At 72.8% G+C, this 24,282-nt stretch carries 22 protein-coding genes; 19 read left to right on the plus strand and 3 right to left on the minus strand.

Annotated features, from left to right (window positions below; translation table 11 throughout):
- The first annotated feature begins 115 nt into the window (after positions 1-115).
- The 3 genes from OG245_RS27225 (at position 116) to OG245_RS27235 (ending at position 2,048) form a co-directional block, all read left to right on the plus strand.
- Positions 116-271: a hypothetical protein gene (locus tag OG245_RS27225; RefSeq protein WP_371626051.1), complete on the plus strand. Its 156-nt coding sequence runs from the start codon at positions 116-118 to the stop codon at positions 269-271.
- 73 nt (positions 272-344) lie between these two features.
- Positions 345-725 (plus strand): DUF4190 domain-containing protein, encoded by a 381-nt coding sequence (locus OG245_RS27230; RefSeq protein WP_371626052.1) that lies wholly within the window; start codon positions 345-347, stop codon positions 723-725.
- Between the two features lie 153 nt (positions 726-878).
- Positions 879-2,048, plus strand: coding sequence for a cysteine desulfurase family protein (locus OG245_RS27235; protein ID WP_371626053.1), 1,170 nt, complete (start codon positions 879-881; stop codon positions 2,046-2,048).
- Positions 2,049-2,075: 27 nt separating this feature from the next.
- On the opposite strand, the gene OG245_RS27240 is transcribed toward OG245_RS27235, so the two are convergent.
- Complete coding sequence (locus tag OG245_RS27240) at positions 2,076-2,846, minus strand: N-acetylmuramoyl-L-alanine amidase (RefSeq protein ID WP_371626054.1); 771 nt, start codon at positions 2,844-2,846, stop codon at positions 2,076-2,078.
- Positions 2,847-2,907: 61 nt separating this feature from the next.
- Here OG245_RS27240 and mnmA point away from each other — a divergent pair, with 61 nt between their 5' ends.
- Positions 2,908-4,044, plus strand: a complete 1,137-nt coding sequence (gene mnmA / locus OG245_RS27245) for a tRNA 2-thiouridine(34) synthase MnmA (RefSeq protein ID WP_215103203.1) — start codon at positions 2,908-2,910, stop codon at positions 4,042-4,044.
- A gap of 68 nt (positions 4,045-4,112) precedes the next feature.
- Here the strand turns inward: mnmA and OG245_RS27250 are convergent, their stop codons facing one another.
- Positions 4,113-4,916: an alpha/beta fold hydrolase gene (locus OG245_RS27250; RefSeq protein ID WP_371626055.1), complete on the minus strand. Its 804-nt coding sequence runs from the start codon at positions 4,914-4,916 to the stop codon at positions 4,113-4,115.
- 74 nt (positions 4,917-4,990) lie between these two features.
- Entirely contained in the window at positions 4,991-5,326 is a 336-nt protein-coding gene (locus OG245_RS27255; RefSeq protein WP_371626056.1) for a DUF427 domain-containing protein, read from the minus strand.
- A 112-nt stretch (positions 5,327-5,438) separates the two neighbouring features.
- On the opposite strand from OG245_RS27255, the gene OG245_RS27260 reads away from it, so the two are divergent.
- From OG245_RS27260 to OG245_RS27330, 15 genes are all read left to right on the plus strand, one after another.
- Positions 5,439-5,978 carry a TIGR00730 family Rossman fold protein gene (locus OG245_RS27260; protein WP_097867363.1) on the plus strand — a complete coding sequence of 180 codons (540 nt, stop codon included), beginning with the start codon at positions 5,439-5,441 and terminating at the stop codon, positions 5,976-5,978.
- 85 nt (positions 5,979-6,063) lie between these two features.
- On the plus strand, positions 6,064-6,753 hold the full coding sequence (locus OG245_RS27265) for an SDR family oxidoreductase (protein WP_371626057.1): 690 nt from the start codon (positions 6,064-6,066) through the stop codon (positions 6,751-6,753).
- Positions 6,754-6,799: 46 nt separating this feature from the next.
- Positions 6,800-7,828, plus strand: a complete 1,029-nt coding sequence (locus OG245_RS27270) for a methionine synthase (RefSeq protein ID WP_371626058.1) — start codon at positions 6,800-6,802, stop codon at positions 7,826-7,828.
- A 32-nt stretch (positions 7,829-7,860) separates the two neighbouring features.
- A complete protein-coding gene (gene ligA, locus OG245_RS27275; RefSeq protein ID WP_371626059.1) occupies positions 7,861-10,092 on the plus strand; it encodes an NAD-dependent DNA ligase LigA in 2,232 nt (743 codons plus the stop codon).
- Positions 10,093-10,441: 349 nt separating this feature from the next.
- Positions 10,442-12,613 carry a putative bifunctional diguanylate cyclase/phosphodiesterase gene (locus tag OG245_RS27280; RefSeq protein WP_371626060.1) on the plus strand — a complete coding sequence of 724 codons (2,172 nt, stop codon included), beginning with the start codon at positions 10,442-10,444 and terminating at the stop codon, positions 12,611-12,613.
- Between the two features lie 206 nt (positions 12,614-12,819).
- Entirely contained in the window at positions 12,820-13,116 is a 297-nt protein-coding gene (gene gatC / locus OG245_RS27285) for an Asp-tRNA(Asn)/Glu-tRNA(Gln) amidotransferase subunit GatC (RefSeq protein ID WP_003966094.1), read from the plus strand.
- A gap of 5 nt (positions 13,117-13,121) precedes the next feature.
- Positions 13,122-14,624 carry an Asp-tRNA(Asn)/Glu-tRNA(Gln) amidotransferase subunit GatA gene (gatA, locus tag OG245_RS27290; protein WP_371626061.1) on the plus strand — a complete coding sequence of 501 codons (1,503 nt, stop codon included), beginning with the start codon at positions 13,122-13,124 and terminating at the stop codon, positions 14,622-14,624.
- 5 nt (positions 14,625-14,629) lie between these two features.
- Complete coding sequence (locus tag OG245_RS27295; protein ID WP_018509752.1) at positions 14,630-14,863, plus strand: hypothetical protein; 234 nt, start codon at positions 14,630-14,632, stop codon at positions 14,861-14,863.
- Between the two features lie 17 nt (positions 14,864-14,880).
- Positions 14,881-16,389 carry an Asp-tRNA(Asn)/Glu-tRNA(Gln) amidotransferase subunit GatB gene (gatB, locus tag OG245_RS27300; RefSeq protein WP_371626062.1) on the plus strand — a complete coding sequence of 503 codons (1,509 nt, stop codon included), beginning with the start codon at positions 14,881-14,883 and terminating at the stop codon, positions 16,387-16,389.
- Positions 16,390-16,586: 197 nt separating this feature from the next.
- Positions 16,587-17,804, plus strand: a complete 1,218-nt coding sequence (locus OG245_RS27305; protein ID WP_371626063.1) for an SLC13 family permease — start codon at positions 16,587-16,589, stop codon at positions 17,802-17,804.
- 122 nt (positions 17,805-17,926) lie between these two features.
- On the plus strand, positions 17,927-20,035 hold the full coding sequence (locus OG245_RS27310; protein ID WP_371626064.1) for a phosphocholine-specific phospholipase C: 2,109 nt from the start codon (positions 17,927-17,929) through the stop codon (positions 20,033-20,035).
- A 189-nt stretch (positions 20,036-20,224) separates the two neighbouring features.
- Positions 20,225-22,486, plus strand: a complete 2,262-nt coding sequence (locus tag OG245_RS27315; RefSeq protein ID WP_371626065.1) for an efflux RND transporter permease subunit — start codon at positions 20,225-20,227, stop codon at positions 22,484-22,486.
- Entirely contained in the window at positions 22,464-23,021 is a 558-nt protein-coding gene (locus OG245_RS27320; protein WP_371626066.1) for a GNAT family N-acetyltransferase, read from the plus strand. The genes OG245_RS27315 and OG245_RS27320 overlap by 23 nt, the downstream gene beginning before the upstream one ends.
- Before the next feature lie 71 nt (positions 23,022-23,092).
- The gene (locus OG245_RS27325) at positions 23,093-23,776 is read left to right on the plus strand and encodes a hypothetical protein (RefSeq protein ID WP_371626067.1); all 684 of its coding nucleotides are present in this window, start codon (positions 23,093-23,095) and stop codon (positions 23,774-23,776) included.
- A gap of 268 nt (positions 23,777-24,044) precedes the next feature.
- The gene (locus tag OG245_RS27330) at positions 24,045-24,221 is read left to right on the plus strand and encodes a hypothetical protein (RefSeq protein WP_371626068.1); all 177 of its coding nucleotides are present in this window, start codon (positions 24,045-24,047) and stop codon (positions 24,219-24,221) included.
- Positions 24,222-24,282: the final 61 nt, after the last annotated feature.

A 24,282-nucleotide genomic window follows, 5' to 3' on the forward strand; every position in this document is an offset into this window, starting at 1 on the left:
CCAAGTCAGTGAACACTCGTACTCCCAACGGTTTCCCCGTGGCCGCCCGGCGGCTCCCGAAGGGCTTCCCCACGGCCGCCGGACGGTGTGCGCCGTCGCACAGAGAGGTTCCGCCGTGCTCGTCCTCGTCGTCGCGCTGCTTCTGCTGGGCATCGTCCTCGGGACGGTCGCCCACATCCCGCTGCCGCTGACCCTGGCCGCCGCGACCGTGATCGGCTGCTGGCTGCTGATCTTCGCCGTACGCGAGCGCGCGTCGCGCCGCGACCACTGACCGCCCGCCGCCGCGACCGCACCCGCACCCGCCGAGCCGCCGTTTCCCGGACCGATCCGAAGGAGCTCGCACCATGACCCTCACCGACCTCGCCCGCCGCGCGACCGCTTCCGATTCCGGCGCCGGTGCCGACGCCGCATCGGGTTCCGCAGGCACCGCACGGGACCTCGACCCCGTCCCCGTCGCGGGTACGGACGCGGCGGCCTCCCGGTCCACGGGCCGGGAGGCGGACGGGCCGGCCGTCGCCTCGTTCGTCCTCGGCCTCGTCGGGCTGCTGGTCTTCAACCTCCTGCTCGGGCCCACCGCGATCGTGATGGCCCTGCTGGCCCTGGCCCGCCGCACCCGCCGCCGGGGACGCGCCCTGCTCGGCCTCGCCCTGGGCGTCGCCGACCTCGTCGTGCTCGCCGTCCTCGTCACCGGCAACGGCACGATCGCCTGGAACTTCGGCGGCTGACGGGGCCGCCGCGCAGCCGCCACCCGGCCTCATGAGCCGTTCGCGCGGAGGTGTGCGGGGACGGGTGCGGGGGTGTGCGGGGGTGGGCGCGGGGGCCGGGCCGTGACGCGCCCGGCATGCGTCCCGCGCCGGGCTCGTAGAATCGGCCCCACCATGGCTTACCTCGACCACGCCGCGACCACCCCGATGCTTCCCGAAGCGATCGGGGCGATGACCGCCCAGCTCTCCGCCACCGGCAACGCGTCCTCACTGCACGCCGCCGGACGCCGGGCCCGCCGTACCGTCGAGGAGTCCAGAGAAGCCCTCGCCGACGCCCTCGGCGCACGCCCCAGCGAGGTGGTCCTCACCTCCGGTGGCACGGAGGCCGACAACCTCGCCGTGAAGGGCCTCTACTGGTCCCGACGCGACGCCGACCCCCGCCGCACCCGGGTCCTCGCCGGTCCCGTGGAGCACCACGCGGTCCTGGACGCCGTCGACTGGCTCGCGGAGCACGAGGGCGCGACCGTCGACTACCTCCCGGTGGACCGCCACGGCCGGGTCCACCCCGAGGACCTGCGCGAGGCGATCCTCCGCGACCCCGACGACGTCGCGATGATCACCGTGATGTGGGCCAACAACGAGATCGGCACCATCATGCCGGTCCGCGAACTGGCCGCGGTGGCGGCGGAGTTCTCCATCCCCATGCACGCCGACGCGGTCCAGGCCTTCGGTCAGCTGGAGGTCGACTTCGCCCGCTCCGGACTGGCCGCGATGACGGTCAGCGGGCACAAGATCGGCGGCCCCTTCGGCATCGGCGCGCTGCTGCTGGGCCGCGACCACACCCCCGTACCCGTCCTGCACGGCGGCGGCCAGGAGCGGCACGTGCGCTCCGGCACCCTGGACGTGCCCGCCGTCGCCTCCTTCGCGGTCGCCGGACGGCTGGCGGCCGAGCGGCGCGAGCAGTTCGCCCGGCGCGTGGGCTCCCTGCGCGACGACCTCGTGGCCGCCGTGCGCCGGGCCGTGCCGGACGCCGTGCTCGGCGGCGACCCGGATCCGGCCGGACGCCTCCCGGCCAACGCCCACTTCAGCTTCCCGGGCTGCGAGGGCGACTCCCTCCTGCTGCTGCTGGACGCCCAGGGCATCGAGTGCTCCACCGGCTCCGCCTGCACCGCCGGGATCGCCCAGCCCAGCCACGTCCTGCTCGCCACCGGCACCGATCCGGACCTGGCCCGGGGCACCCTGCGCTTCTCGCTCGGCCACACCTCGACCGAGGACGACGTGAAGGCGCTGGCCGAGGCGATCGGCCCGGCGGTGGAGCGCGCGAGGACCGCCGGGCTCAGCTGAGCCCGGCCGGGGAGGAGGGAGGGGCCGTCACGCCTTCGCCGACGGCGTGGGGGAGGGGCCGGGGGGCGCCGTCGCGGCCCGGCGTACCAGCTCCATGTAGCGGTCCCAGTCCCAGTGCGGGCCCGGGTCCGTGTGGTCGGTGCCCGGCACCTCCACGTGCCCGATGACGTGCTCCCGGTCGACGGGTATGCCGTGCCGCGCGCAGATCGACGCCGTGAGCCGCGCCGAGGACTCGTACATCGCCTTCGTAAGGTCCTTCGGCCGGTCCACGAACCCCTCGTGCTCGATGCCGACGCCGCGTTCGTTGTACGCGCGGTTGCCCGCCTGGTACGCCACGTCCAGCTCGCGGATCATCTGCACCACCCGCCCGTCCTGACCCACGATGTAGTGCGTCGCGGCCTGGTGGGCGGGGTCCTGGAACACCTTCACCGCGCTGGCGAAACTGCCCTGCGTGACATGGATGATCACCCGGTCGACGGTGAAGTCGTCCGGCCGGTCCGCGCGCCGCCAGTTCGCCTCCGACGCGGCCACCCAGGTCGCGCCCGCGTAGTCCAGCTCGCCCGGCTTCCGGGGCTTCTCGACCCCGGGCACCTGCCACCACAGGCGCTTGACCTTGTCGCGCGCGAGCACGGCGGCGGTGCCGGCGGCCGCCACCGCCCCGCCGCCGATCAGCAGAGCGCGCCGGCTGACGCCGTCCGCGGACTTCTTCCGCGCATTCGCGGGCTTCCTCCGCGAAGACGAGCCCGAAGACTTTCCCGAAGGCTTTCGCGCACCCCGGGTGCTCCCGTTGTTCCCCATGTGAGCGTCAACGCATATCCGCGAGCGTTCGGTTCCCGGCGACCCGTACCCTGGAGGAGCTATGACTCAGACTTCCCAGCGCCCCCTGCGTGTCCTCGCCGCGATGTCGGGCGGCGTGGACTCCGCCGTCGCCGCGGCCCGTGCCGCCGAGGCGGGCCACGACGTGACCGGTGTCCACCTCGCCCTGTCCGCGAATCCCCAGTCCTTCCGGACCGGGGCGCGCGGCTGTTGCACCATCGAGGACTCCCGGGACGCCCGCCGCGCGGCCGACGTCATCGGTATCCCGTTCTACGTCTGGGACCTGGCGGAGCGCTTCCGCGAGGACGTCGTCGAGGACTTCGTCGCGGAGTACGAGGCCGGGCGCACGCCCAACCCCTGCCTGCGCTGCAACGAGAAGATCAAGTTCGCCGCGCTGCTCGACAAGGCCCTCGCCCTCGGCTTCGACGCCGTGTGCACCGGCCACTACGCCACCGTCGTGCTCACCGAGGACGGCAGCCGCGAGCTGCACCGCGCCTCCGACATGGCCAAGGACCAGAGCTATGTGCTCGGCGTCCTGGACGAGAAGCAGCTCGCCCACGCCATGTTCCCGCTCGGCGACACCCTCACCACCAAGGACGAGATCCGCGCCGAGGCCGAGCGCCGGGGCCTGGCCGTCGCCAAGAAGCCCGACAGCCACGACATCTGCTTCATCGCCGACGGCGACACCCAGGGCTTCCTGGCGGACCGCCTCGGCGGCCCGGCCGAGGGCGACATCCTCGACGAGTCCGGCACGAAGCTGGGCACCCACGAGGGCGCGTTCGGCTTCACCATCGGCCAGCGCAAGGGCCTGAAGATCGGCCACCCGGCCCCCGACGGCAAGCCGCGCTACGTGCTCGACATCTCCCCGGTGAACAACACCGTCACCGTCGGCCCCGTCGAGGCCCTCGACGTGACCTCGCTGACCGCGATCAAGCCCCGCTGGTGCGGAACGCCGCCCTCCGGCCCGGGAACGTACACCGCCCAGCTCCGCGCCCACGGCGGCGAGACCGAGGTCACGGCCGAGCTGGTCGACGGCTCCGAGCTGAACGTCACCTTCACCGAGCCGGTCCGGGGCGTGGCCCCCGGCCAGGCGGTCGTCCTGTACGACGGCACGCGCGTGGTCGGCTCGGCCACCATCGCCACGACGTCCCGCCGCGAGCGGGTGGCGACGGGCGGCTGAGCCGGGGGCCCTCCGACCGGACCGGGCGGAGGGCAGCCCCGCGGCGGCAGGCCGGCGCGGGGGAGGGTCTACGACGCCTGCCGGTACGCGTACACGTCCCTGGCGAAGAAGTCCGCCAGCACCGGGGCGATCACCTGGGGCGCCACCTCACGCATCTGGCCCGTGAGCGTGCGGTGCCGGCCGCGCGGCAGGGCGTCGGCCAGCGTCCGGGTCGCCGCGCGCGCCGGGGCGCTGCTGAAGCCGCCGCAGATCACCAGCGTCCGGGCGGCGACGGCCGCGAACCGCTCGACCGGGACCGCCCCGTCGCCCAGCAGGGCGTCGTCGTACGCCAGGGTGTGCGCCATCGCCTCCAGCTCCGCCCACAGCGTGGTGCGCCGCATCCGGGCGGCCGTCTCCTCCGCGACGCCCGTCATGGACAGGAACAGCTCCACCGCGCCGCCCCGGTCCCCGGCCGCCAGCAGCCGGTGCAGCCGGGCCGTGCAGCGGGCCTTGAACAGCAGACCCGACGCGCCGGGCGTGTAGGGCGGCTCGTACACGGCGAGCAGCTCCACCGGCAGCCCGGCGGCGACCGCCTCCAGGGCCAGCGCCCCGCCCGACGACATCCCGAAGACCGACGCGCCCGCCCCGGCGGCCCCGACGACGGCGGCCAGGTCCTCGGCCTCCCGCGCCACGGACCAGGGCCCGGCGTCACCGCTGGCGCCCCGGCCCCGGCGGTCGTAGGTGAGCACCGTGAAGCGCGGCGCGAGCAGGGCGGCCAGCGGCGCGTCGGCGGCCGAGGCGCTCAGTGCCCCGCCGACCAGCACCAGCGGCGGGCCGTCGCCCTGGCGTCGGTAGGCGATCGGCGTGCCGTCGGCGGAGAGAATCCTGTCCATGGGAGTGCAGACCGGGGCGGTCAGGAAAACTCATCGTTCCGGCGGAGAAAACTTTCCGGAGCCCGTGGCGCGGGTCAGTCGGCCACGGTTTCCGCCGCGTAGAAGCAGAAGTGGTCCTTGATCGCGGCGACTTCGGGCTTCGGGTCCGGGTAGGCCCAGACGAGATCGGCGGCCCCGGGGCGGGACCAGTAGGAGGCGTCCCCCTTGAACGGGCAGTGGGTGGAGGTGTCCGACGGGGCGAGCAGGTCGGTGCGGACGTCCTCGGGCGGCAGGTAGTAGCGGACCGGACAGCCGGTCTCGCGGAGCACGAGCGGGCGGCGGCTCTCGGCCAGCACCTGTCCGTCGTGTACCGCCCGGACGTGCTCGGTGCCCTGCTCGACGGTGATGCGATGTCCTCGGGTGGCAGTCATGCCTGTTTCAGCGGTGTACGGGGCCGTGTTCTTCCCCGTACGCCCAACCTTCCCCACAACGGGTGTCCGAGGTGTCCGAGGAGGTGTCCGAGGCGGGTCGTACGGTTGGCGCATGAACATCTGCGTCTTCCTCTCCGCCGCCGACCTCGACGACCGCTACACCGTGCCCGCCCGGGAGTTCGCCGAGCTGCTCGGCAGAGGCGGGCACACCCTCGTCTGGGGCGGATCGGAGAGCGGGCTGATGAAGGTCGTCGCGGACGGCGTGCAGGCGGCGGGCGGGCGGCTCGTGGGCGTCTCGGTCGACTTCCTCGCCGCGAAGGCCCGCACGAACGCCGACGAGATGGTGATCGCCCGCGACCTCGCGGAGCGCAAGGCGCTCCTCCTGGAGAAGGCCGACGCCGTCGTGATCATGGTCGGCGGGACCGGGACGCTCGACGAGGCCACCGAGATCCTGGAGCTGAAGAAGCACGGCAAGCACACCAAGCCGGTCGTCCTGCTGAACACGGCGGGCTTCTACGACGGGCTGCGCCAGCAGTTCCAGCGCATGGAGGACGAGGGCTTCCTGCCCCTCCCCCTGACCGACCTGGTCTTCTTCGCCAAGGACGGCGTCGGCGCGCTCGCCTACCTGGAGGAGTCCGCCGGCCACCAGTGAGGAGCACCGGTCAGGAGCGCCGGTCAGAGCACCCGTGACGAGTCCGCCGGTCACCGGCGGGGAGGGGCGGTCCTAGGATCGCCCCATGTCTACCCACCTCATCACCGGCGCCGGTTCCGGCATCGGGGCCGCTGTCGCCCGCCGTCTCCAGGAGCGCGGCGACGACGTCGTCCTGCTCGCCCGCGACGCCGGCCGCGCCAAGGAGTTCGCCGACCGCTACCCGGGCGCGCGCACGCTCGTCGGCGACCTCGGCAACCCCGACCGGCTGTCCTGGGCGTTCGGCCAGCAGTCCATGCCCGAGCGGATCGACACCCTGCTGCACATCGCGGGCGTCGTCGAGCTCGGCGAAGTCGGCGAGCTCACTCCCAAGGCCTGGCACTTCCAGCTCAACGCCAACCTGATCGCGCCTGCCGAGATCACCCGCCTCCTGCTCCCGCAGCTCCGCGTCTCCCAGGGACAGGTCCTGTTCGTGAACTCCGGGGCAGGGCTCGCCGCCCACGCCGGCTGGAGCGCGTACGCCGCGAGCAAGCACGGCCTCAAGGCGCTCGCCGACTCGCTGCGCCACGAGGAGCACGGCAACGGGGTGCGCGTCACCACCGTCTACCCGGGCCGCACCGCCAGCCCCATGCAGGCCAAGGTGCACCAGCAGGAGGGCAAGGAGTACGACGCGTCCCGCTGGATCGACCCCGAGTCGGTGGCCACCACGATCCTGATGGCGATCGACCTGCCGCGCGACGCCGAGGTCAACGACCTCACCGTCCGCCCCGGCCGCTGACGGTCCCGGGGAGCAGGGCCCCCGCACCGGACCGTAGGCTTCCCGCGTGAGCGAGAAGAGCAAGTTCAGCGGGTGTCCGGCGACCGGCATCGGGTCGATGCCCGGGGGAGACGCGAGGGAGGCGGCGAAGACCGTCACCGGCTCCTTCGCCGACGGCCAGGGCATGCCGTACCTGGCGGAACTGCCCGCGCGCGGGCCGGGCGCCGACATGATCGGCCGGACGATCGGCATGCTCGTCGAGATGTACGGGCACGTCGAGCCGAGCGGCTGGCGGATCGGCGACCGGCCCGGCCGTGACACCCGCCGCGCCCGCTCCTGGCTGGGCGAGGACCTGGACGCACTGGAGGAGTTCACCCAGGGGTACGAGGGCCTGCTCAAGGTCCAGGCCGTGGGCCCCTGGACGCTGGCCGCGGCACTGGAACTGCGCGGCGGCGAGGCCATGCTGGCCGACCCCGGCGCCTGCCGCGACCTGGCCGGATCCCTGGCCGAAGGGCTCCGCGCCCACCTCGCGGAGGTCCGCCGCCGGATGCCCGGGGCCGAGGTCGTCCTGCAACTGGACGAACCCTCCCTGACCGCCGTCCTGCTGGGCCGGGTCCGCTCCGCCAGCGGCTACCGCACCTACCGCGCCGTCGACCGCCAGATCGTCGAGGCGACCCTGCGCGACGTCCTCGCCGCGGCGGGCGAGGACGGCACGACGCTCGTCCACTCCTGCGCCCCCGAGGTGCCGTTCGCGCTGCTGCGCCGGGCCGGGGCCGACGGGATCTCGTTCGACTTCTCGCTGCTCACCGAGCGTGAGGAGGAGGCGATCGGGGAAGCCGTCGAGGGCGGCACCCACCTCTTCCTCGGCGTGGTGCCCTCCACGGACGCGGCTTCGGAGGGATTGTCGGACCCGGGCGGTAGCGTCATGGGAGTCAGGACGCTGTGGAGCAGGCTGGGGCTGAATCCGGGGACTCTCGCCGAGTCCGTCGCGATCACCCCGTCGTGCGGTCTCGCGGGCGCGTCGCCCGCTCACGCCCGCACCGCGCTCGCCCACAGCGCCCGGGCGGCGAGGTCGCTCGCGGACAACCCTGAGTGACGGGGACGACGGGTACACAGGAGGACGGGACGATGGCGGGCGAAGAGCGGGTGGAGCAGGAGAGCTCGGTTCCGGCGGACGTGCGGGAGAAGCACGCGCTGCTGGCCGAGCAGATCGAGGAGCACCGCTTCCGCTACTACGTGAAGGACCAGCCGGTCGTCAGCGACGGCGAGTTCGACCGGCAGCTGCGCGCCCTGGAGGCACTGGAGGAGGAGCACCCGTCGCTGCGCACCCCGGACTCCCCGACCCAGAAGGTCGCCGGGCCCTACCGCACGGAGTTCACCTCCGTGGTCCACCGCGAACGCATGCTCTCCCTCGACAACGCCTTCGACGACGAGGAGCTGGCCGCCTGGGCCGACCGGGTCGCCAAGGACGTCGGCACCCCCGACCACCACTTCCTGTGCGAGCTCAAGATCGACGGCCTCGCCGTCAACCTCACCTACGAGCACGGCCGCCTGACCCGGGCGGCCACCCGCGGCGACGGCCGCACCGGCGAGGACATCACCCCCAACGTCCGGACGATCGCCGAGATCCCGCACCGCCTGAAGGGCGAGAACATCCCCGCGCTCGTCGAGATCCGCGGCGAGGTCTTCTTCCCCATGGAAGGCTTCGAGGAGCTGAACGCCCGGCTGGTCGCCGCCGACGACAAGCCCTTCGCCAACCCGCGCAACGCGGCCGCCGGATCGCTGCGCCAGAAGGACCCCAAGGTCACCGCCACCCGCCCGCTGCACATGGTGGTGCACGGCATCGGCGCCCACGAGGGCCTGAGCATCGACCGCCTCTCCGCGGCCTACGAGCTGCTCCACGCCTGGGGTCTGCCCACCGCCCAGCACAACAAGGTCGTCGACTCCCTCGCCGGCGTACGGGAGTTCATCGCGTACTTCGGCGAGCACCGGCACTCCGTGGAGCACGAGATCGACGGCGTCGTCGTCAAGCTCGACGAGATCCCGCTCCAGGGCCGCCTGGGTTCCACCTCGCGCGCCCCGCGCTGGGCCATCGCCTGGAAGTACGCCCCCGAAGAGGTCAACACCAAGCTGGTCAACATCCGCGTCGGCGTCGGCCGCACCGGCCGCGTCACCCCGTACGCCCAGGTCGATCCGGTCGAAGTGGCCGGTTCCGAGGTCGAGTTCGCCACCCTCCACAACCAGAACGTGGTCAAGGCCAAGGGTGTCCTCATCGGGGACACCGTGGTCCTGCGCAAGGCGGGCGACGTCATCCCGGAGATCCTCGGACCCGTCGTCGACAAGCGCGACGGCACCGAGAAGCCCTTCGAGATGCCGACCCACTGCCCCGAGTGCGGCACGGAACTGCGCCCGATGAAGGAGGCCGACATCGACCTCCGCTGCCCCAACGCCCGCACCTGCCCCGCCCAGTTGCGCGAGCGCGTCTTCTACCTCGCCGGACGCAAGAGCCTCGACATCGACCACTTCGGCTATGTGGCCGCCGCCGCCCTGACCCGCCCGCTGGAGCCCGCCGAGCCCGTCCTCAAGGACGAGAGCGATCTGTTCTCCCTCACCATCGAGCAGTTGCTGCCGATCCGGGCGTACGTCCTGGACCAGGACAGCGGGCTGCCCAAGCGCGACCCGAAGACCGGTGAGGAGAAGATCGCGACGGTCTTCGCCAACCAGCAGGGCGAGCCGAAGAAGAACGCGGTGGCCATGCTGGAAGGCATCGCCGCCGCCAAGGAGGCCCCGCTCGCCCGGATCCTCACCGGGCTCTCCATCCGGCACGTCGGTCCGGTCGCCGCCCAGGAGCTGGCCCGTCAGTTCCGCTCCATCGACCGGATCGACGAGGCGAGCGAGGAGGAGCTGGCCGCCGCCGACGGCGTCGGGCCGACCATCGCCGCCTCGGTCAAGCAGTGGTTCGCCGAGGACTGGCACCGCGAGATCGTGCGCAAGTGGCGCGAGGCCGGGGTGCGCATGGCGGACGAGGGCTCCGACGAGGACGAGGGCCCCCGCCCCCTCGAAGGGCTCACCGTCGTCGTCACCGGCACGCTCGCCGGCCACACCCGCGACGGCGCCAAGGAGGCGCTCCAGGCGCTGGGCGCGAAGGTCACCGGATCGGTGTCGAAGAAGACCGCTTTCGTGGTCGTCGGCGACAACCCCGGCTCCAAGTACGACAAAGCGATGCAGCTGAAGGTCCCCGTGCTGGACGAGGACGGATTCGCGATCCTGCTCGAACAGGGACCCGAACGTGCGAAGGAGGCGGCCCTGCCCGCCCCGGAGGCCGCGCCCGGCACCGGCCCGGACGACAGCGGGGAGTAACCGCCCGCCGGACCCGGGTTCGCCCACCGTTCGCCGGATCGAGACGCCTTCGAGACGCTGCCCCCGGCGTGGCGCGGCCCGTACGGGGAAGGAATCGGGGCAGAGGGGTGAAGAAGGGGCCGCCGTTCCCCGAATGGCCCTGCCGCGCCACCCGTTCGGGTCAATAGCAGATGGTGACGGGTGGTCGGTTCGCATTCGGGCAAGAGCTGTAGAGCGCTGCCCCTGGAAGCCTTTCGCGGCCTACTGTTGAGAGGTGCGCCCGCCGTGCACGGCTGCTCGACGGGCCGTGGTGCCACGGGAGCGGGCGCCACCGAGGGACATCGGCACCGCCGGCTGTGAGAGGGACGGAATGAAACCGACCGAGAGCGCCGCCCCGGTGTCGCGGCTGCAAGGTTTCGTCGGCCTCACGCCCCCCGTGGGCGCCGCCGTCGTGGGGATCGCCGCGGTGCTGCTGGCGGTCGGGTCCTACCGGACCGTCCAGCAGGGGCACGCGCTCTTCCCGGACGGCGCGGTGGGCTGGTCCCTCGCCGTGCTCACCGGGATCATCGTCGGCCATCTGGTGGCGCTCGGCCGAGACCGGTGGTGGGGCGGCACCGGCTCCGGGGCCGCCCTCACCCTCGCCGTGCTGCTGCTGTTCGGCTGGCTCCCGGCCGTGCTGGTCAGCCTCGCCGTCGTGGTGCTCGTCGGCACCGCCCGCCGGCACCGCTGGTGGCAGGGGCTCCTGCACGGCGGGGTGGACATGCTGGGCATCGGCGCCGCGGCCCTCGTGCTGGCCGCCTTCGGCGAGGTCCCCACCGTCGAGAAGCCCTGGCAGCCACTCGACTGGGGCATCGCGGCCGTCCCGGAACTGCTCCTGACGGCATCGACGTATCTGCTCGTCACCCGGGTCCTGCTGTGGTACGCCCAGGCCCCGCACAACGGCGGGCTGCCCACCATCGCCCGCACCGCGATGCTGCGGCAGGGACTCGTCGCCGTCGCGCTCCTCGGTCTCGCCCCGCTGATCTGCGCCGTCGCGATGTCCATGCCCGTCCTGCTGCCGCTCTTCGCGGTGCCGCTGATCGCCCTCGACTCCACGCTCTGGATCGCCCGCGCCCGCGCCGAGGAGCAGCTGCGCGACCCGCTGACCGGGCTGCCCAACCGTCAGTGGCTGCTGGAGCGGACCTGGTCGGCGCTGGAGGACGCGGAGTCCATCGGCACCCGTTCCGCCCTCGTCCTCATCGACCTGGACCGCTTCCGCGCGGTCAACGACACCCTGGGCCACCTGGCCGGCGACCGGCTCCTGCTGCAGATAGCGGAGCGCCTGCGGCTCGCCCTGCCGCGCGGTGCGGAGGCCGCCCGGCTCGGCGGCGACGAGTTCGCCGTCCTGCTGCCGCACACCGACTCGACCACCAGCGCCCAGCAGGTCGCCCGCCACCTGGTCGCCGAGCTGTCCTCCCCGCTCGACCTCGACGGACTGACCCTCGTCCTGGAGGCCAGCGCCGGGGTCGCCGTCTACCCCGACCACGCCCTGGACGCCGAAGGCCTGCTGCGGCGGGCGGACGTCGCGATGTACCAGGCCAAGCGGGACCGCACGGGCGTGGAGGTCTACGAGTCCAAGCGGGACAGCAACACCCCCGACCGGCTCGGGCTCCTCGGCGACCTGCGCCGGGCGCTCGACGCGAGCGAGGTCGAACTGCACTACCAGCCCAAGGTCCGCTTCGACGGGCAGGTCGCAGGACTGGAGGCGCTGGTGCGCTGGGTGCACCCGGAGCGCGGGCGGGTCCCCCCGGACGAGTTCATCGCGATCGCCGAGTCCTCCGGACTGATGCCGCACCTCACGGAGTACGTCCTGGAGACGGCGCTCGCCCAGGTCGCCCGCTGGCGGGCGCAGGGCCTCTTCGTGCCCGTCGCGGTCAACGTCTCCCCGCGCGACGTCCACACCCCCGGCTTCGCGGGGGGCGTGGCGGCCCGGCTGGCCCGTCACGGTGTGCCCGCGGGAGCGCTCCAACTGGAGATCACCGAGCATGTGCTGCTGGAGGACCCGCAGCGCGCCGCCGACACCCTGGCCGGGCTCACCGCGCACGGCGTGAAGATGTCCCTCGACGACTTCGGCACCGGCTACTCCTCCCTGGTCCACCTGCGCAGACTGCCGGTCAGCGAGCTGAAGATCGACCGGTCCTTCGTGGCCCGGCTGGCGGTCGACCACGAGGACGCGGAGATCGTCCGCTGCACGATCGACCTGGCCCACTCGCTCGGCCTGGTCGTCGTCGCCGAGGGCGTCGAGGACGACGAGACGTGGGAGCGGTTGCGGGACCTCAGGTGCGACGCGGTGCAGGGCTGGCTGGTGGCGGCCGCGATGCCGCCGCAGGAGACGACGGCCTGGCTGCGGGCGCGCGGCGAGCACGGCTGGCGCAGGCCCGCCGAGCTGAAGGCCCAGGCGGCGGCCGCCGCCACCGGATCGGCCACCGGCTCGATGAACGCGTCGCTGAACGGCGCGGTGAACGGCGCGGTGAACGGGACGGCGGAGACCGAGAGCTCCTGAGAGCCGCCCCTTCCGACACCCTCCACCGAGCCCCGGGCCCCCGCCCGGGGCTCGGCCCTTTCCGGCCCCCCGCCGCCCGGAAAGGCCCGGCCCGGCGGCTCCCGCCGCCCGGAAGGGCATGCCCCGATCGGGGTGGGGAACCCGGCATCGGGGGACCCCATAGGATTGGGTCACAAAACCACACACCAACCCCTGAGGATCGCTGCATGCCTGGCATCACGCGCGAGGAGGTCGCCCACCTCGCCCGGCTGGCGCGTCTGGAGCTGAAGGGCGAAGAGCTCGATCACTTCGCCGGTCAGCTCGACGACATCATCGGCGCGGTCGCCCGCGTCTCCGAGGTCGCCGACCAAGACGTACCGCCGACCTCCCACCCGCTGCCGCTGACCAACGTCATGCGCGCGGACGAGGTCCGTCCGTCGCTCACCCCCGCGCAGGCGCTCTCCGGCGCCCCGGCCCAGGAGCAGCAGCGTTTCAAGGTGCCGCAGATCCTGGGGGAGGACTAACCGCCATGACGGACATCAGCACCATCATCAAGCTCACCGCGGCCGAGATCGCCGGGAAGATCGCCTCCGGCGAGCTGACCGCCGTCGAGGTCACCGAGGCCCACCTGGCCCGGATCGACGCGGTCGACGAGAAGGTCCACGCCTTCCTGCACATCGACCGCGAGGGCGCCCTCGCCCAGGCCCGTGCCGTGGACGCGAAGCGGGAGGCGGGCGAGAAGCTCGGCCCGCTGGCCGGCGTCCCGCTCGCGCTGAAGGACATCTTCACCACCAAGGACATGCCGACCACCGTCGGTTCCAAGATCCTTGAGGGCTGGGTCCCGCCGTACGACGCGACGCTCACGCAGAAGCTGCGCGCCGCCGACGTCGTCATCCTCGGCAAGACCAACATGGACGAGTTCGCCATGGGGTCCTCCACCGAGAACAGCGCCTACGGCCCCACCGGCAACCCCTGGGACCTCACCCGCATCCCCGGCGGCTCCGGCGGCGGCTCCTCCGCCGCCCTCGCCTCCTACGAGGCCCCGCTCGCCATCGGCACGGACACCGGCGGCTCGATCCGCCAGCCCGCCGCCGTCACCGGCACGGTCGGCGTCAAGCCCACCTACGGCGGCGTCTCCCGCTACGGCATGGTCGCCTTCTCGTCCTCCCTCGACCAGGGCGGGCCCTGCGCCCGTACGGTCCTGGACGCGGCGCTGCTCCACGAGGCCATCGCCGGGCACGACCCGCTGGACTCGACGTCCATCGACGCGCCGGTCCCGCCGGTCGTCGAGGCCGCCCGCAACGGCTCCGTCCAGGGCATGCGCGTCGGCGTCGTCAAGCAGTTCCGCGGCGAGGGCTACCAGGCCGGTGTCCTCCAGCGGTTCGACGAGTCGGTCGAGCTGCTGAAGTCGCTGGGCGCGGACGTCGTCGAGCTGGACTGCCCGTCCTTCGACCTGGCGCTCTCCGCGTACTACCTGATCGCGCCGTCCGAGTGCTCCTCCAACCTGGCCCGCTTCGACGCCATGCGCTACGGCCTGCGGGTCGGCGACGACGGCACGAAGTCGGCCGAGGAGGTCACCGCGCTCACCCGTGAGGCGGGCTTCGGCGACGAGGTCAAGCGCCGCATCATCCTGGGGACGTACGCGCTCAGCTCCGGCTACTACGACGCGTACTACGGCTCGGCCCAGAAGGTCCGCACCCTCATCACCCAGGACTTCGAGAAGGCCTTCGAGCGGGTCGACGTGATCGTCTCCCCGACGACCCCGACCACCGCCTTCCCGATCGGCGAGCGCGCCGACGACCCGATGGCGATGTACCTCGCGGACCTGTGCACCATCCCCACCAACCTGGCCGGCAACTCCGCCATGTCGCTGCCCTGCGGCCTGGCCCCGGAGGACGGTCTGCCGGTCGGACTGCAGATCATCGCCCCCGCCATGAAGGACGACCGGCTCTACAAGGTCGGAGCTGCCGTCGAGGCCGCCTTCGTGGAAAGGTGGGGGCACCCGCTGCTTGAGGAGGCTCCGTCGCTGTGAGTGCCATGGCAAAGAAGGCCAGTAACTTCAAGAAGTCCAAGACCGGGCTGTACGTCGCGCTCGGCAGTACCGCGTTCGGCGCGATCAGCGTCGCCAAGCAGGCGAAGCTCGCCCGCAACGACAACGACGTGCTGCGTCTCGTCGACGCGGCCGTCTCCGCGGCTGCCATCGTCACCGGACTCGCGATCCTCTATCGCGAACTGAAGCGTCTCGGCGACGACGACGTTCTGCTGGGCTGAGAGGGATAAGTTTCACCGTGACTGTCACTGACCTGGTGTCGTACGAGGACGCGCTCGCGTCCTACGACCCCGTCATGGGCCTCGAAGTCCATGTCGAGCTCGGCACCAAGACGAAGATGTTCTGCGGCTGCTCCACGGAGCTGAAGCAGGACGCCAACTCCCAGACCTGCCCGGTCTGCCTCGGACTGCCCGGCGCGCTGCCGGTCGTCAACGAGATCGGCGTGGAGTCGGCCATCAAGATCGGTCTCGCGCTCAACTGCGAGATCGCCGAGTGGTGCCGCTTCGCCCGGAAAAACTACTTCTATCCGGACATGCCGAAGAACTTCCAGACCTCGCAGTACGACGAGCCGATCGCCTTCGACGGCTATCTGGACGTCCAGCTGGAGGACGGCGAGATCTTCCGGGTGCAGATCGAGCGCGCCCACATGGAGGAGGACACCGGCAAGTCGACGCACGTCGGCGGCGCCACCGGCCGTATCCACGGCGCGTCCCACTCCCTGCTCGACTACAACCGGGCCGGCATCCCGCTCATCGAGATCGTCACCAAGCCGATCGAGGGAGCCGGCGCCCGCGCCCCCGAGGTCGCCAAGGCGTACGTCGCCGAGCTCCGCGAGCTGATCAAGGCCCTCGGGGTCTCCGACGCCCGCATGGAGATGGGCCAGATGCGCTGCGACGTCAACCTGTCGCTGCGCCCGCACGGCCGTGAGGCGTTCGGCACCCGCTCCGAGACGAAGAACGTGAACTCGCTGCGTTCCGTCGAGCGGGCCGCGCGCTTCGAGATCCAGCGGCACGCCGCCGTGCTGTCCTCGGGCGGCACCATCGTGCAGGAGACCCGGCACTTCCACGAGGAGGACGGCTCCACCACGGCCGGCCGCATCAAGGACAACGCCGAGGACTACCGCTACTTCCCCGAGCCGGACCTGGTCCCCGTCGCGCCCGCGCGCGACCGGGTCGAGGAGCTCCGCCAGGGCCTCCCCGAGCTTCCCCGGCTCCGCCGGGCGCGGCTCAAGGAGGAGTGGGGCGTCAACGAGCACGACATGCAGTCCATCCTCAACGCGGGCGCGGTCGACCTGATCGTCGCGACGACCGAGGAGGGCGCACCCTCGGACCAGGCCCGCAAGTGGTGGATGGGCGAGCTGGCCCGCAACGCCAACGAGACCGGCCGCGGTCTCGACGAGCTGCCGATCACCCCGGCGCAGGTCGCCCGGGTGGCCGCGCTCGTCGCCGCGGGCGACCTCAACGACAAGCTGGCCCGGCAGGTCATCGAGGGCGTCCTCGCGGGCGAGGGCGACCCGGACACCGTCGTCGAGAAGCGCGGCCTGAAGGTCGTCTCCGACGAGGGCGCGCTGTCCACGGCCGTGGACGAGGCCATCGCGGGCAACGCGGCCATCGCGGACAAGATCCGCGGCGGCAAGGTCGCGGCGGCGGGCGCGCTCGTCGGCGCGGTCATGAAGGCCACCCGCGGCCAGGCGGACGCGGCCCGGGTGCGCGAGCTGATCCTGGAGAAGCTCGGCGTCGAGGGCTGAGCCCCCCCCGTCATCACCCGGAAGGGGCGGTGCACCCGCACAACGCGGGCGCACCGCCCCTTCCCCCGTGAACCGCTCCCGTGCCCCGTGAACGCTTCCCGTGCCCCGGGAACCTCTCCCACTCTCCGTGACCCCTCCCGCTCTGTGAGTCCGCCCTGAACACCGTCCTCGCCGAGACCGTCTCCCCCGCCCTCCTCGTGGGCGTCCTCGCCTTCGCCGTCGTGCGCCCCCGCGGCCTGCCGGAGGCGACCGTCGCCGTGCCCGCCGCCGTCCTCGTGGTGGCCCTCGGAGCGGTGTCCTGGCCCGAGGCCCGCGAGCAGGTCGGGGAGCTGCTGCCGGTCGTGGGGTTCCTCGCCGCGATCCTGGTGCTGGCCCGGCTCTGCGCCGACGAGGGGCTGTTCCGGGCCGCCGGGGACGTGGTGGCGCGTGCCTGCCGGGGGCAGACCCGGCCCCTGCTCGGCGGCGTCTTCGTCATCGCCTCCCTCGTCACCGCCGTCCTGAGCCTGGACGCCACCGTCGTCCTGCTCACCCCGGTCGTCCTCGCCACCGCCGCCCGGGTCGGAGCCCGGCCGCGCCCGTACGTCTACGCCTGCGCGCACCTGGCCAACTCCGCGTCCCTCCTGCTCCCCGTCTCCAACCTCACCAACCTGCTGGCGTTCACCGCGAGCGGCCTCTCCTTCACCCGGTTCGCCGCACTGATGGCGCTGCCGTGGCTCGCCGCCATCGCCGTCGAGTACGCCGTGTTCCGCCGCGCCTTCCGGGCCGACCTGGCCGCCGGGGCGCACGCGCCGGATCCCGACGCCGGGCGCACGCCCGTCCCCGTCTTCACGCTCGTCGTGCTGGCGCTGACGCTGGCCGGCTTCGTCGTCACCTCGTTCGCGGGGGCCGAGCCGCTGTGGGCCGCGGTGGCCGGGGCCCTGGTGCTCGGCGTCCGCGCCCTCGCCAAGCGGGAGACCACCCCCCTCGCGGTCGTCCGCTCGGCCAACCCGCTGTTCTGCCTCTTCGTCCTCGCCCTCGGGGTCGTCGTCAAGGCCGTCGTCGACAACGGCCTCGGCGACGGGACAGCCGCCCTGCTGCCCGACGGCGAGACCCTGCCCGCGCTGCTCGGCGTCGCCGTGGTCGCGGCGCTGCTCGCCAATCTGATCAACAACCTGCCCGCGATCCTCGCCCTGCTGCCGATCGTCGCGGCGGCCGGTCCCGGACCGCTGCTCGCCGCCCTGATCGGGGTGAACCTCGGGCCGAACCTCACGTACGTCGGGTCGCTGGCCACGCTTCTGTGGCGGCGCATCCTGCTCGCCCACGGGGACGCTCCGGAGCTGGGCCACTTCACCCGGCTGGGACTCGCGACCGTACCCGCGACGATCCTGGCCTCCACGCTCGCGCTCTGGGCATCGCTGCACCTCATCGGCGTGTGAGAGCCGGTTGGACTTCCGGTCCGACCTCTTGGACGTTCACCACCGGTCCGTACGCAGTCCTTCCCGACGCCACCTGCGCTGACTAGCTTCCCGGCTGTAACCACCGGAACCGGGAGGCTCTTTTGACCACGGACATGTCACGGCGACGGCTCTTCGCGCTGGGCGGCGGCGCACTCGGCGCCGCTGCGGCCGGATCGTTCCTGCCGCCGTCGCTCCAGGCCGCCATCGCCGCGCAGCCCGCCCACGCGGGGTCCGGCGGGGGAGGCCTCGGCTCGATCAGGCATGTGGTGATCCTGATGCAGGAGAACCGCTCCTTCGACCACTACTTCGGCACCCTGCGCGGCGTACGCGGCTTCGGTGACCGCAACGCCATCGAACTGCCCACCGGCGGAACGGTGTTCGAGCAGCCCGCCGCGGCCGGCTCCACCGTGCTGCCCTTCCCGGTGCGCGGAGCGGCCGAGGAACAGAAGAAGGACCTCCAGTACATCGGCGCCCTCGACCACTCCTGGAGCGGCGGCGCGAAGGCCTGGGGCGGCGGCTGGATGAACGGCTGGATCAGCGCCAAGACCGCGGCGACGATGGCGTACTACGACCGCCGCGACATCCCGCTCCACTACGAGCTGGCCGACACCTTCACCGTCTGCGACGCCTACCACTCCTCGATCCACACCTCCACCAGCCCCAACCGCAACCACCTGTGGAGCGGGAAGACCGGCTTCGAGGCGAACGGGAAGCGGGCCGTCGGCAACGACGCGTACAACGAGGGCACCCACCCCGGCTACGACTGGTCCACCTACGCCGAGCGGCTGGAGAAGGCCGGGCGCAGCTGGCGGACGTACACCGAGTGGGAGAACTTCACCGACAACCAGATCGAGTTCTACGCCACCTTCAAGGCGATCGCCCGCAAGGCGCTCGCCAGGACCGGCGGCCACACCTACATGGAAGCCTTCTACGCGAAGGTCCGGGGCGCGTCCGAGACCGAGCGCACCCGGCTCCTCGGGCTGCTGGAGGAGGGCGTCGCCACCCTCGACCGGCGCGAGCGCAGCCTGTTCGAGCGGGGGCTGCGCCGGGTGGAGACCGGCACACTGGCGGACGAGTTCGCCAAGGACGTGGCGGCCGGGACGCTCCCGGCGGTCTCCTACCTGGTCCCCTCGGCGATCGACTCCGAGCACCCGAGCACCTCGTCGCCGGTGCACAGCGCCACCATCGTCTACAAGATCCTCGACGCGCTCGGCAAGCACCCCGACGTGTGGCGGCACACCGCCGTGCTGATCAACTACGACGAGAACGACGGCTTCTTCGACCACGTCCCGCCGCCCGTCGCGCCCCCCGAGGTGACCGAGGAGCATTGGGAGGGCCGGCCCACCGGCCTCGGTATCCGGGTGCCGCTGCTGGTCGTCTCGCCGTGGACCGTCGGCGGGTACGTCTGCTCCGAGGTCTTCGACCACACCTCCGTCATCCGCTTCCTGGAGCGCTGGACCGGCGTGAAGGAACCCAACATCGGCGACTGGCGGCGGCGCGTCACCGGCGATCTGACCTCCGCCTTCGACTTCACCCGGGCCCGGCGGCAGCCCGCCGTCGAACGGCCCGGTGCGATACCGCCGATCGGCGGGCGCTGGCAGCCGAAGCCGCCCGCCGTCCAGCACCTCCCGGCCCAGGAGCCCGGCGCACGCCCGGCGCGCCCGCTGCCGTACCGGCCGGACGCCCGGGCGAGGCGGTCGGGCGACACCCTGCGCGTGGAGCTCGCCAACACCGGCCGGTCCTCGGCGCACTTCACGCTGTACCCGTACGCCGGTGAGTTCCCGGCGCCGCAGCACAAGGACGTCCCCGACACCGCGCACTGGACCGTCCCGCTGACCGGGGAGGCGTACCGCTTCACCGTCACCGGGCCGAACGGCTTCCGGCGCGAGTTCGCCGGACCGGCCGACGGGGGAGCGGAGGTCGCCTCCCGCATCGACCACCGCGACCGCGACCTGCACCTCACCCTGCGCAACACCGGCCGCCGGACCCTGACCTTCCTGGTGCGGCCGCTCGGCTACGTCGACGAGGACGACGTACGGGACTGGACCCGCCGCGTCACGGTCAAGCCGGGCCGCAGCCGGACGCTCGTGCACTCGGCGGCCGACGCCCACGGCTGGTACGACCTCGCCGTCACCGTCGACGGGGAGGACGGCTTCCGGCGGCGGCTCATGGGGCACATCGAGAACGGCCGTGCCAGCGTCTCCGGCTGACCCGGCCCGAGGGCCGCAGGGCTTGATCCGTTCCGTGTAGGGAACAGATCAAGCCCTGTGACCATGGCCACGAAACGGACAAAGGATCACGTTCTGCTGACAGAGTGACGGTCTCAGGTCATGAGACGTTTACGGGCAGATCACGCCATCTGTGGGTAAATGTTCACGAACCCGCAGGGAGCTCATCCGTTGGCTGCCATCGCCCGCTGGTGCATCAGGCACCGTCTCGTCGCCGTTCTCCTCTGGCTCGCCGCCCTCGGCGGGACCGCCGCCGCGGCGGGCTTCGCGGGTTCCGCGTACTCCAACGACTACGAGGTCCCCGGCACCGAATCCGGCCGGGCCACCGAACTCCTCTCCCGCGGCTTCACCGACCTCGGCGGTGACACCGACACCGTCGTCTGGCACACCACCGGCTCCACGGTCCGGGCCGCCGACGTCGAACAGACCATGACCCGGACGCTCCACGCGATCGAGGAGCTGCCGGGAGTCGGCGCGGTCACCGGCCCCTACGGAGGCACCGGCCCCGGCCAGATCAGCGAGGACGGCCACACGGCGTACGCCACGGTCACCTTCGACCACCCCGCCGACGAGATCCCCGCCTCCCAGGCCCAGGCCCTCGTCGACACCGCGAAGGGGGCCGAGGCCGACGGGCTCCGGGTCGAACTGGGCGGCACCGCCGTCGCCCTCACCGAAGCGCCCTCCGTCCACCTCGCCGAGGGCGTCGGCGTCGTCGTCGCGGCCGTCGTGCTCTTCCTCGCCTTCGGCTCGCTCGCCGCCAGCCTGCTGCCCATCGCCACCGCCCTGGTCTCCGTGGGCACCGCCTACGCGGGCATCGTGCTCCTCGGCCATGTGATGACCGTGGCGGACTTCGCCCCGATGCTCGGCATGCTCATCGGGCTCGGGGTGGGCATCGACTACGCCCTGTTCATCGTCACCCGGCACCGCAGAGGGCTCCGGCGCGGCATGTCCGTCGACGAAGCCGCGCAGAACGCCGTCACGACCACCGGCCGCGCCGTCGTCTTCGCCGGGGCCACCGTCTGCATCGCCCTGCTCGGCATGCTGATCCTGCGGCTCGGCTTCCTCAACGGCGTCGCCATCGCCGCCTCGCTCACCGTCGTCCTCACCGTGCTGGCCTCGGTCACCCTGCTGCCCGCCCTGCTCTCCCTCATCGGGATGCGGGCGCTCAGCCGCCGCGAGAGGCGGCAGCTCGCCGAGCACGGGCCGCGGCCCGAACTGCCCACCGGCTTCGCCGCCCGCTGGTCCGCGTTCGTGGAGCGGCACCCCAAGCTGCTCGGGGGCATCGCGGCCGTCGTCATGCTGGTGCTCGCGCTGCCCGCCCTCGGCCTCCACCTGGGCACCTCCGACCAGGGCAACAACCCGGCCACCGCCACCACCCGGCAGGCGTACGACCTGATCGCCGACGGCTTCGGGCCCGGCGTCAACGGCCCGCTCACCATCGCCGCCCAGCTCGACGGCGCGGACGACCGGCTCGCGCTGGACTCCCTGCCCGAGGAGCTGCGCACCACCGAGGGCGTCGCGTCCGTCGGCCCGGTCACGTACAACAGCTCCGGCGACACCGCCTTCCTCACCGTCGTCCCCGACTCGTCCCCCCAGTCGCAGGAGACCAGCGAGCTGGTCGACCGGATCCGGGACGACGTGCTGCCGCCGGTGCGGGACGACACCTCGCTGGAGGCCCACGTCGGCGGGGTGACGGCGAGCTACGACGACTTCGCCGAGATCATCGTCGGGAAGCTGCCGCTCTTCGTCGGGGTCGTCATCTCCCTCGGCTGCCTGCTCCTCCTCCTGGCCTTCCGCTCCATCGGCATCCCGCTCAAGGCCGCCGTGATGAACGTGGCCGCCGTCGCCTCCTCCTTCGGCGTCGTCGTGGCCGTCTTCCAGTGGGGCTGGGGGAGCGAGCTGCTCGGCCTCGGCAGCGCCGGGCCCATCGAACCCTTCCTGCCCGTGATCATGGTCTCGGTCCTCTTCGGCCTCTCCATGGACTACCAGGTCTTCCTGGTCGGCCGGATGTACGAGGAGTGGCTGGAGACCGGCGACAACCGGCGGGCCGTACGGGTCGGCCTCGCCGAGACCGGCCGGGTCATCAACTCCGCCGCCGTGATCATGATCTCCGTCTTCCTCGCCTTCGTGCTCAGCGGCGACCGCGTCATCGCGATGTTCGGCATCGCGCTGGCCACCGCCGTCGCCCTGGACGCCTTCGTCCTGCGCACCCTGCTGGTGCCCGCCCTGATGCACATGCTCGGCGGGGCGAACTGGTGGCTGCCGGGCTGGCTGGAGAAACGGCTGCCCCGGATCAGCATCGAGCCGCCCGACTGCGTGCCGCTCGGTTCCCGGATCCCGGAGGCACGCGGTACGGGTGCCGCGGAGGGCGCCGGACCGGTGACGGACCGGCCGGCCGGGAAGGAGCGCGATGTTCGCCGCATCCCTGGGTGACGACCGGGCGGAGCTGTGCCCGCTGGAGGTCTGGCAGGCGGAGGAGTTCCTCACCCACATGGACCGGGCCCGGGAGCTGGTCGACTCCTGGATCCCGCTCGCCTCGTTCGTCACCGACCCGGACTCGGCGCGCGCCCTGCTGCGGCGGTACGCGGAGAAGCAGGCGGCGGACACCGGGCGGCTGTACGGCATCCGGCTGGACGGCGTCCTCGTCGGCGGCGTCCTCTTCCGGATCTTCGACACGGAGTCCGGCACCTGCGAGATCGGCGTGTGGCTGGAGCCCGCCGCCCAGGGCCGCGGGCTGATCACCCGCGCCGCGGAGCGCCTGATCGACTGGGCGGTGCGCGAGCGCGGCATGCACCGGGTGGAGTGGATCGCCTCCGCCGGGAACACCCGGTCGATCGCGGTCGCGAGGCGGCTCGGCATGACCCGGGACGGGGTGATGCGGCAGAACTACCTCCACCGGGGCGTACGCCACGACTCCGAGGTCTGGTCGGTCCTCGCCCCGGAATGGCGGGCCCGTACCGGGCGCTGAGCCCCGGCCCGGGCCCCGCGCGGCCCGCGGCGTTAAGGGGGCTCTCATCCGGGCCCCCTAGCGTGCGGCGCATGAACACCACCCCCTCCAAGCCGACGAGCCCGACCACGACCACCCCGCCCGCCGGGACGACCGACCCCGCCGCGGGCACCGCCGACGCGGTCACGGAGGAGGCGACCGCGAAGGACTCCCTGGTGAAGGACCCGGCGAAGGACCCCGCGGCCAGGGACACCACCGGCACGTCCTCCCACGCGGCGGACTCCGGAACGGCCCCCGGCGACCTCGCCGGCCAGGCCGAGGACGATGACGACGTCCTGGAGCCCGACCCCTTCGAAGAGGCCCGCCACGGCGTCGGCGCGGGTGCGGCGGCCGTCGTCTCCGCCGCCCTCGGCATCGTCGCCCTGACCGGCGCGTGGACCGGCCGGGTCGCCGCCGAACGCGAGACGCTCATCGGCCAGATCCAGACCTCCGGCGGCGGCAGCCCGGCCCAGCAGATCTCCGAGATCTACGGGGACGCCTGGCACACCACCGCCCTGGTCAACGGCGTCTTCGCCGTCCTGGCCCTGCTCGTCGGCGTCTTCGTCCTGGTCCGCCCCGCCTTCGGCACCCCCTCCGAGCGTCCGCGGCCCACCTGGGTCCGCGCGGTCGCCCTGGCCGGGGTCGCCCTCGGCGCCATCGGCGTGCTGATCTCCGCGGGCATGTACTTCGACCTCTTCATGGCCCTGCCCACCGCGGGCGCCCCGGCCGGCGGCTGACCCCGGCCCGACGCCTCGTACGGCGCGGGGCAGGGGTGTGTCCGGCGGCCCGGCCGCGATCCGCCGGACCCTCCCTAAGGCCCCCGCCCACCCCTCGGGCACCCGGGGTCCGGCCCTAAGGCCCCCACCGCCCCGAACATGCGGAACTCGCCCGATGCGGCGCCCCCTCCTGGCCGACGACAGTGGACACACAGCGGACACAGGGCCCCGGCCGACCGGCCGGGCACCCCTCCGGTCCGCTGCCACGACCAGGAACCAGGGGCACACCATGTACGACTACGAGCTCTACCGCTCCACCTCCGCCGAGCTGATCCGCCGGGCCGACGCCGAGCGCGAGATCGGCCGGGCCCGCCTTGTCCGCCGGGCCGCCCGCCGCTCCGGCCGCGGTGATCCCGGAGGGAAGGTGGTGGAGGGCGACCGCACCCGCTTCGCCCCGGCCGCCTGACGGTGCCCGGGACCGGGAGCACCGCCGCACCGGTCACCGGTCCCGCCGACGCCCCCTCCGG

It is taken from the genome of Streptomyces sp. NBC_01116 (genome assembly GCF_041435495.1).
Lineage (GTDB): Bacteria > Actinomycetota > Actinomycetes > Streptomycetales > Streptomycetaceae > Streptomyces.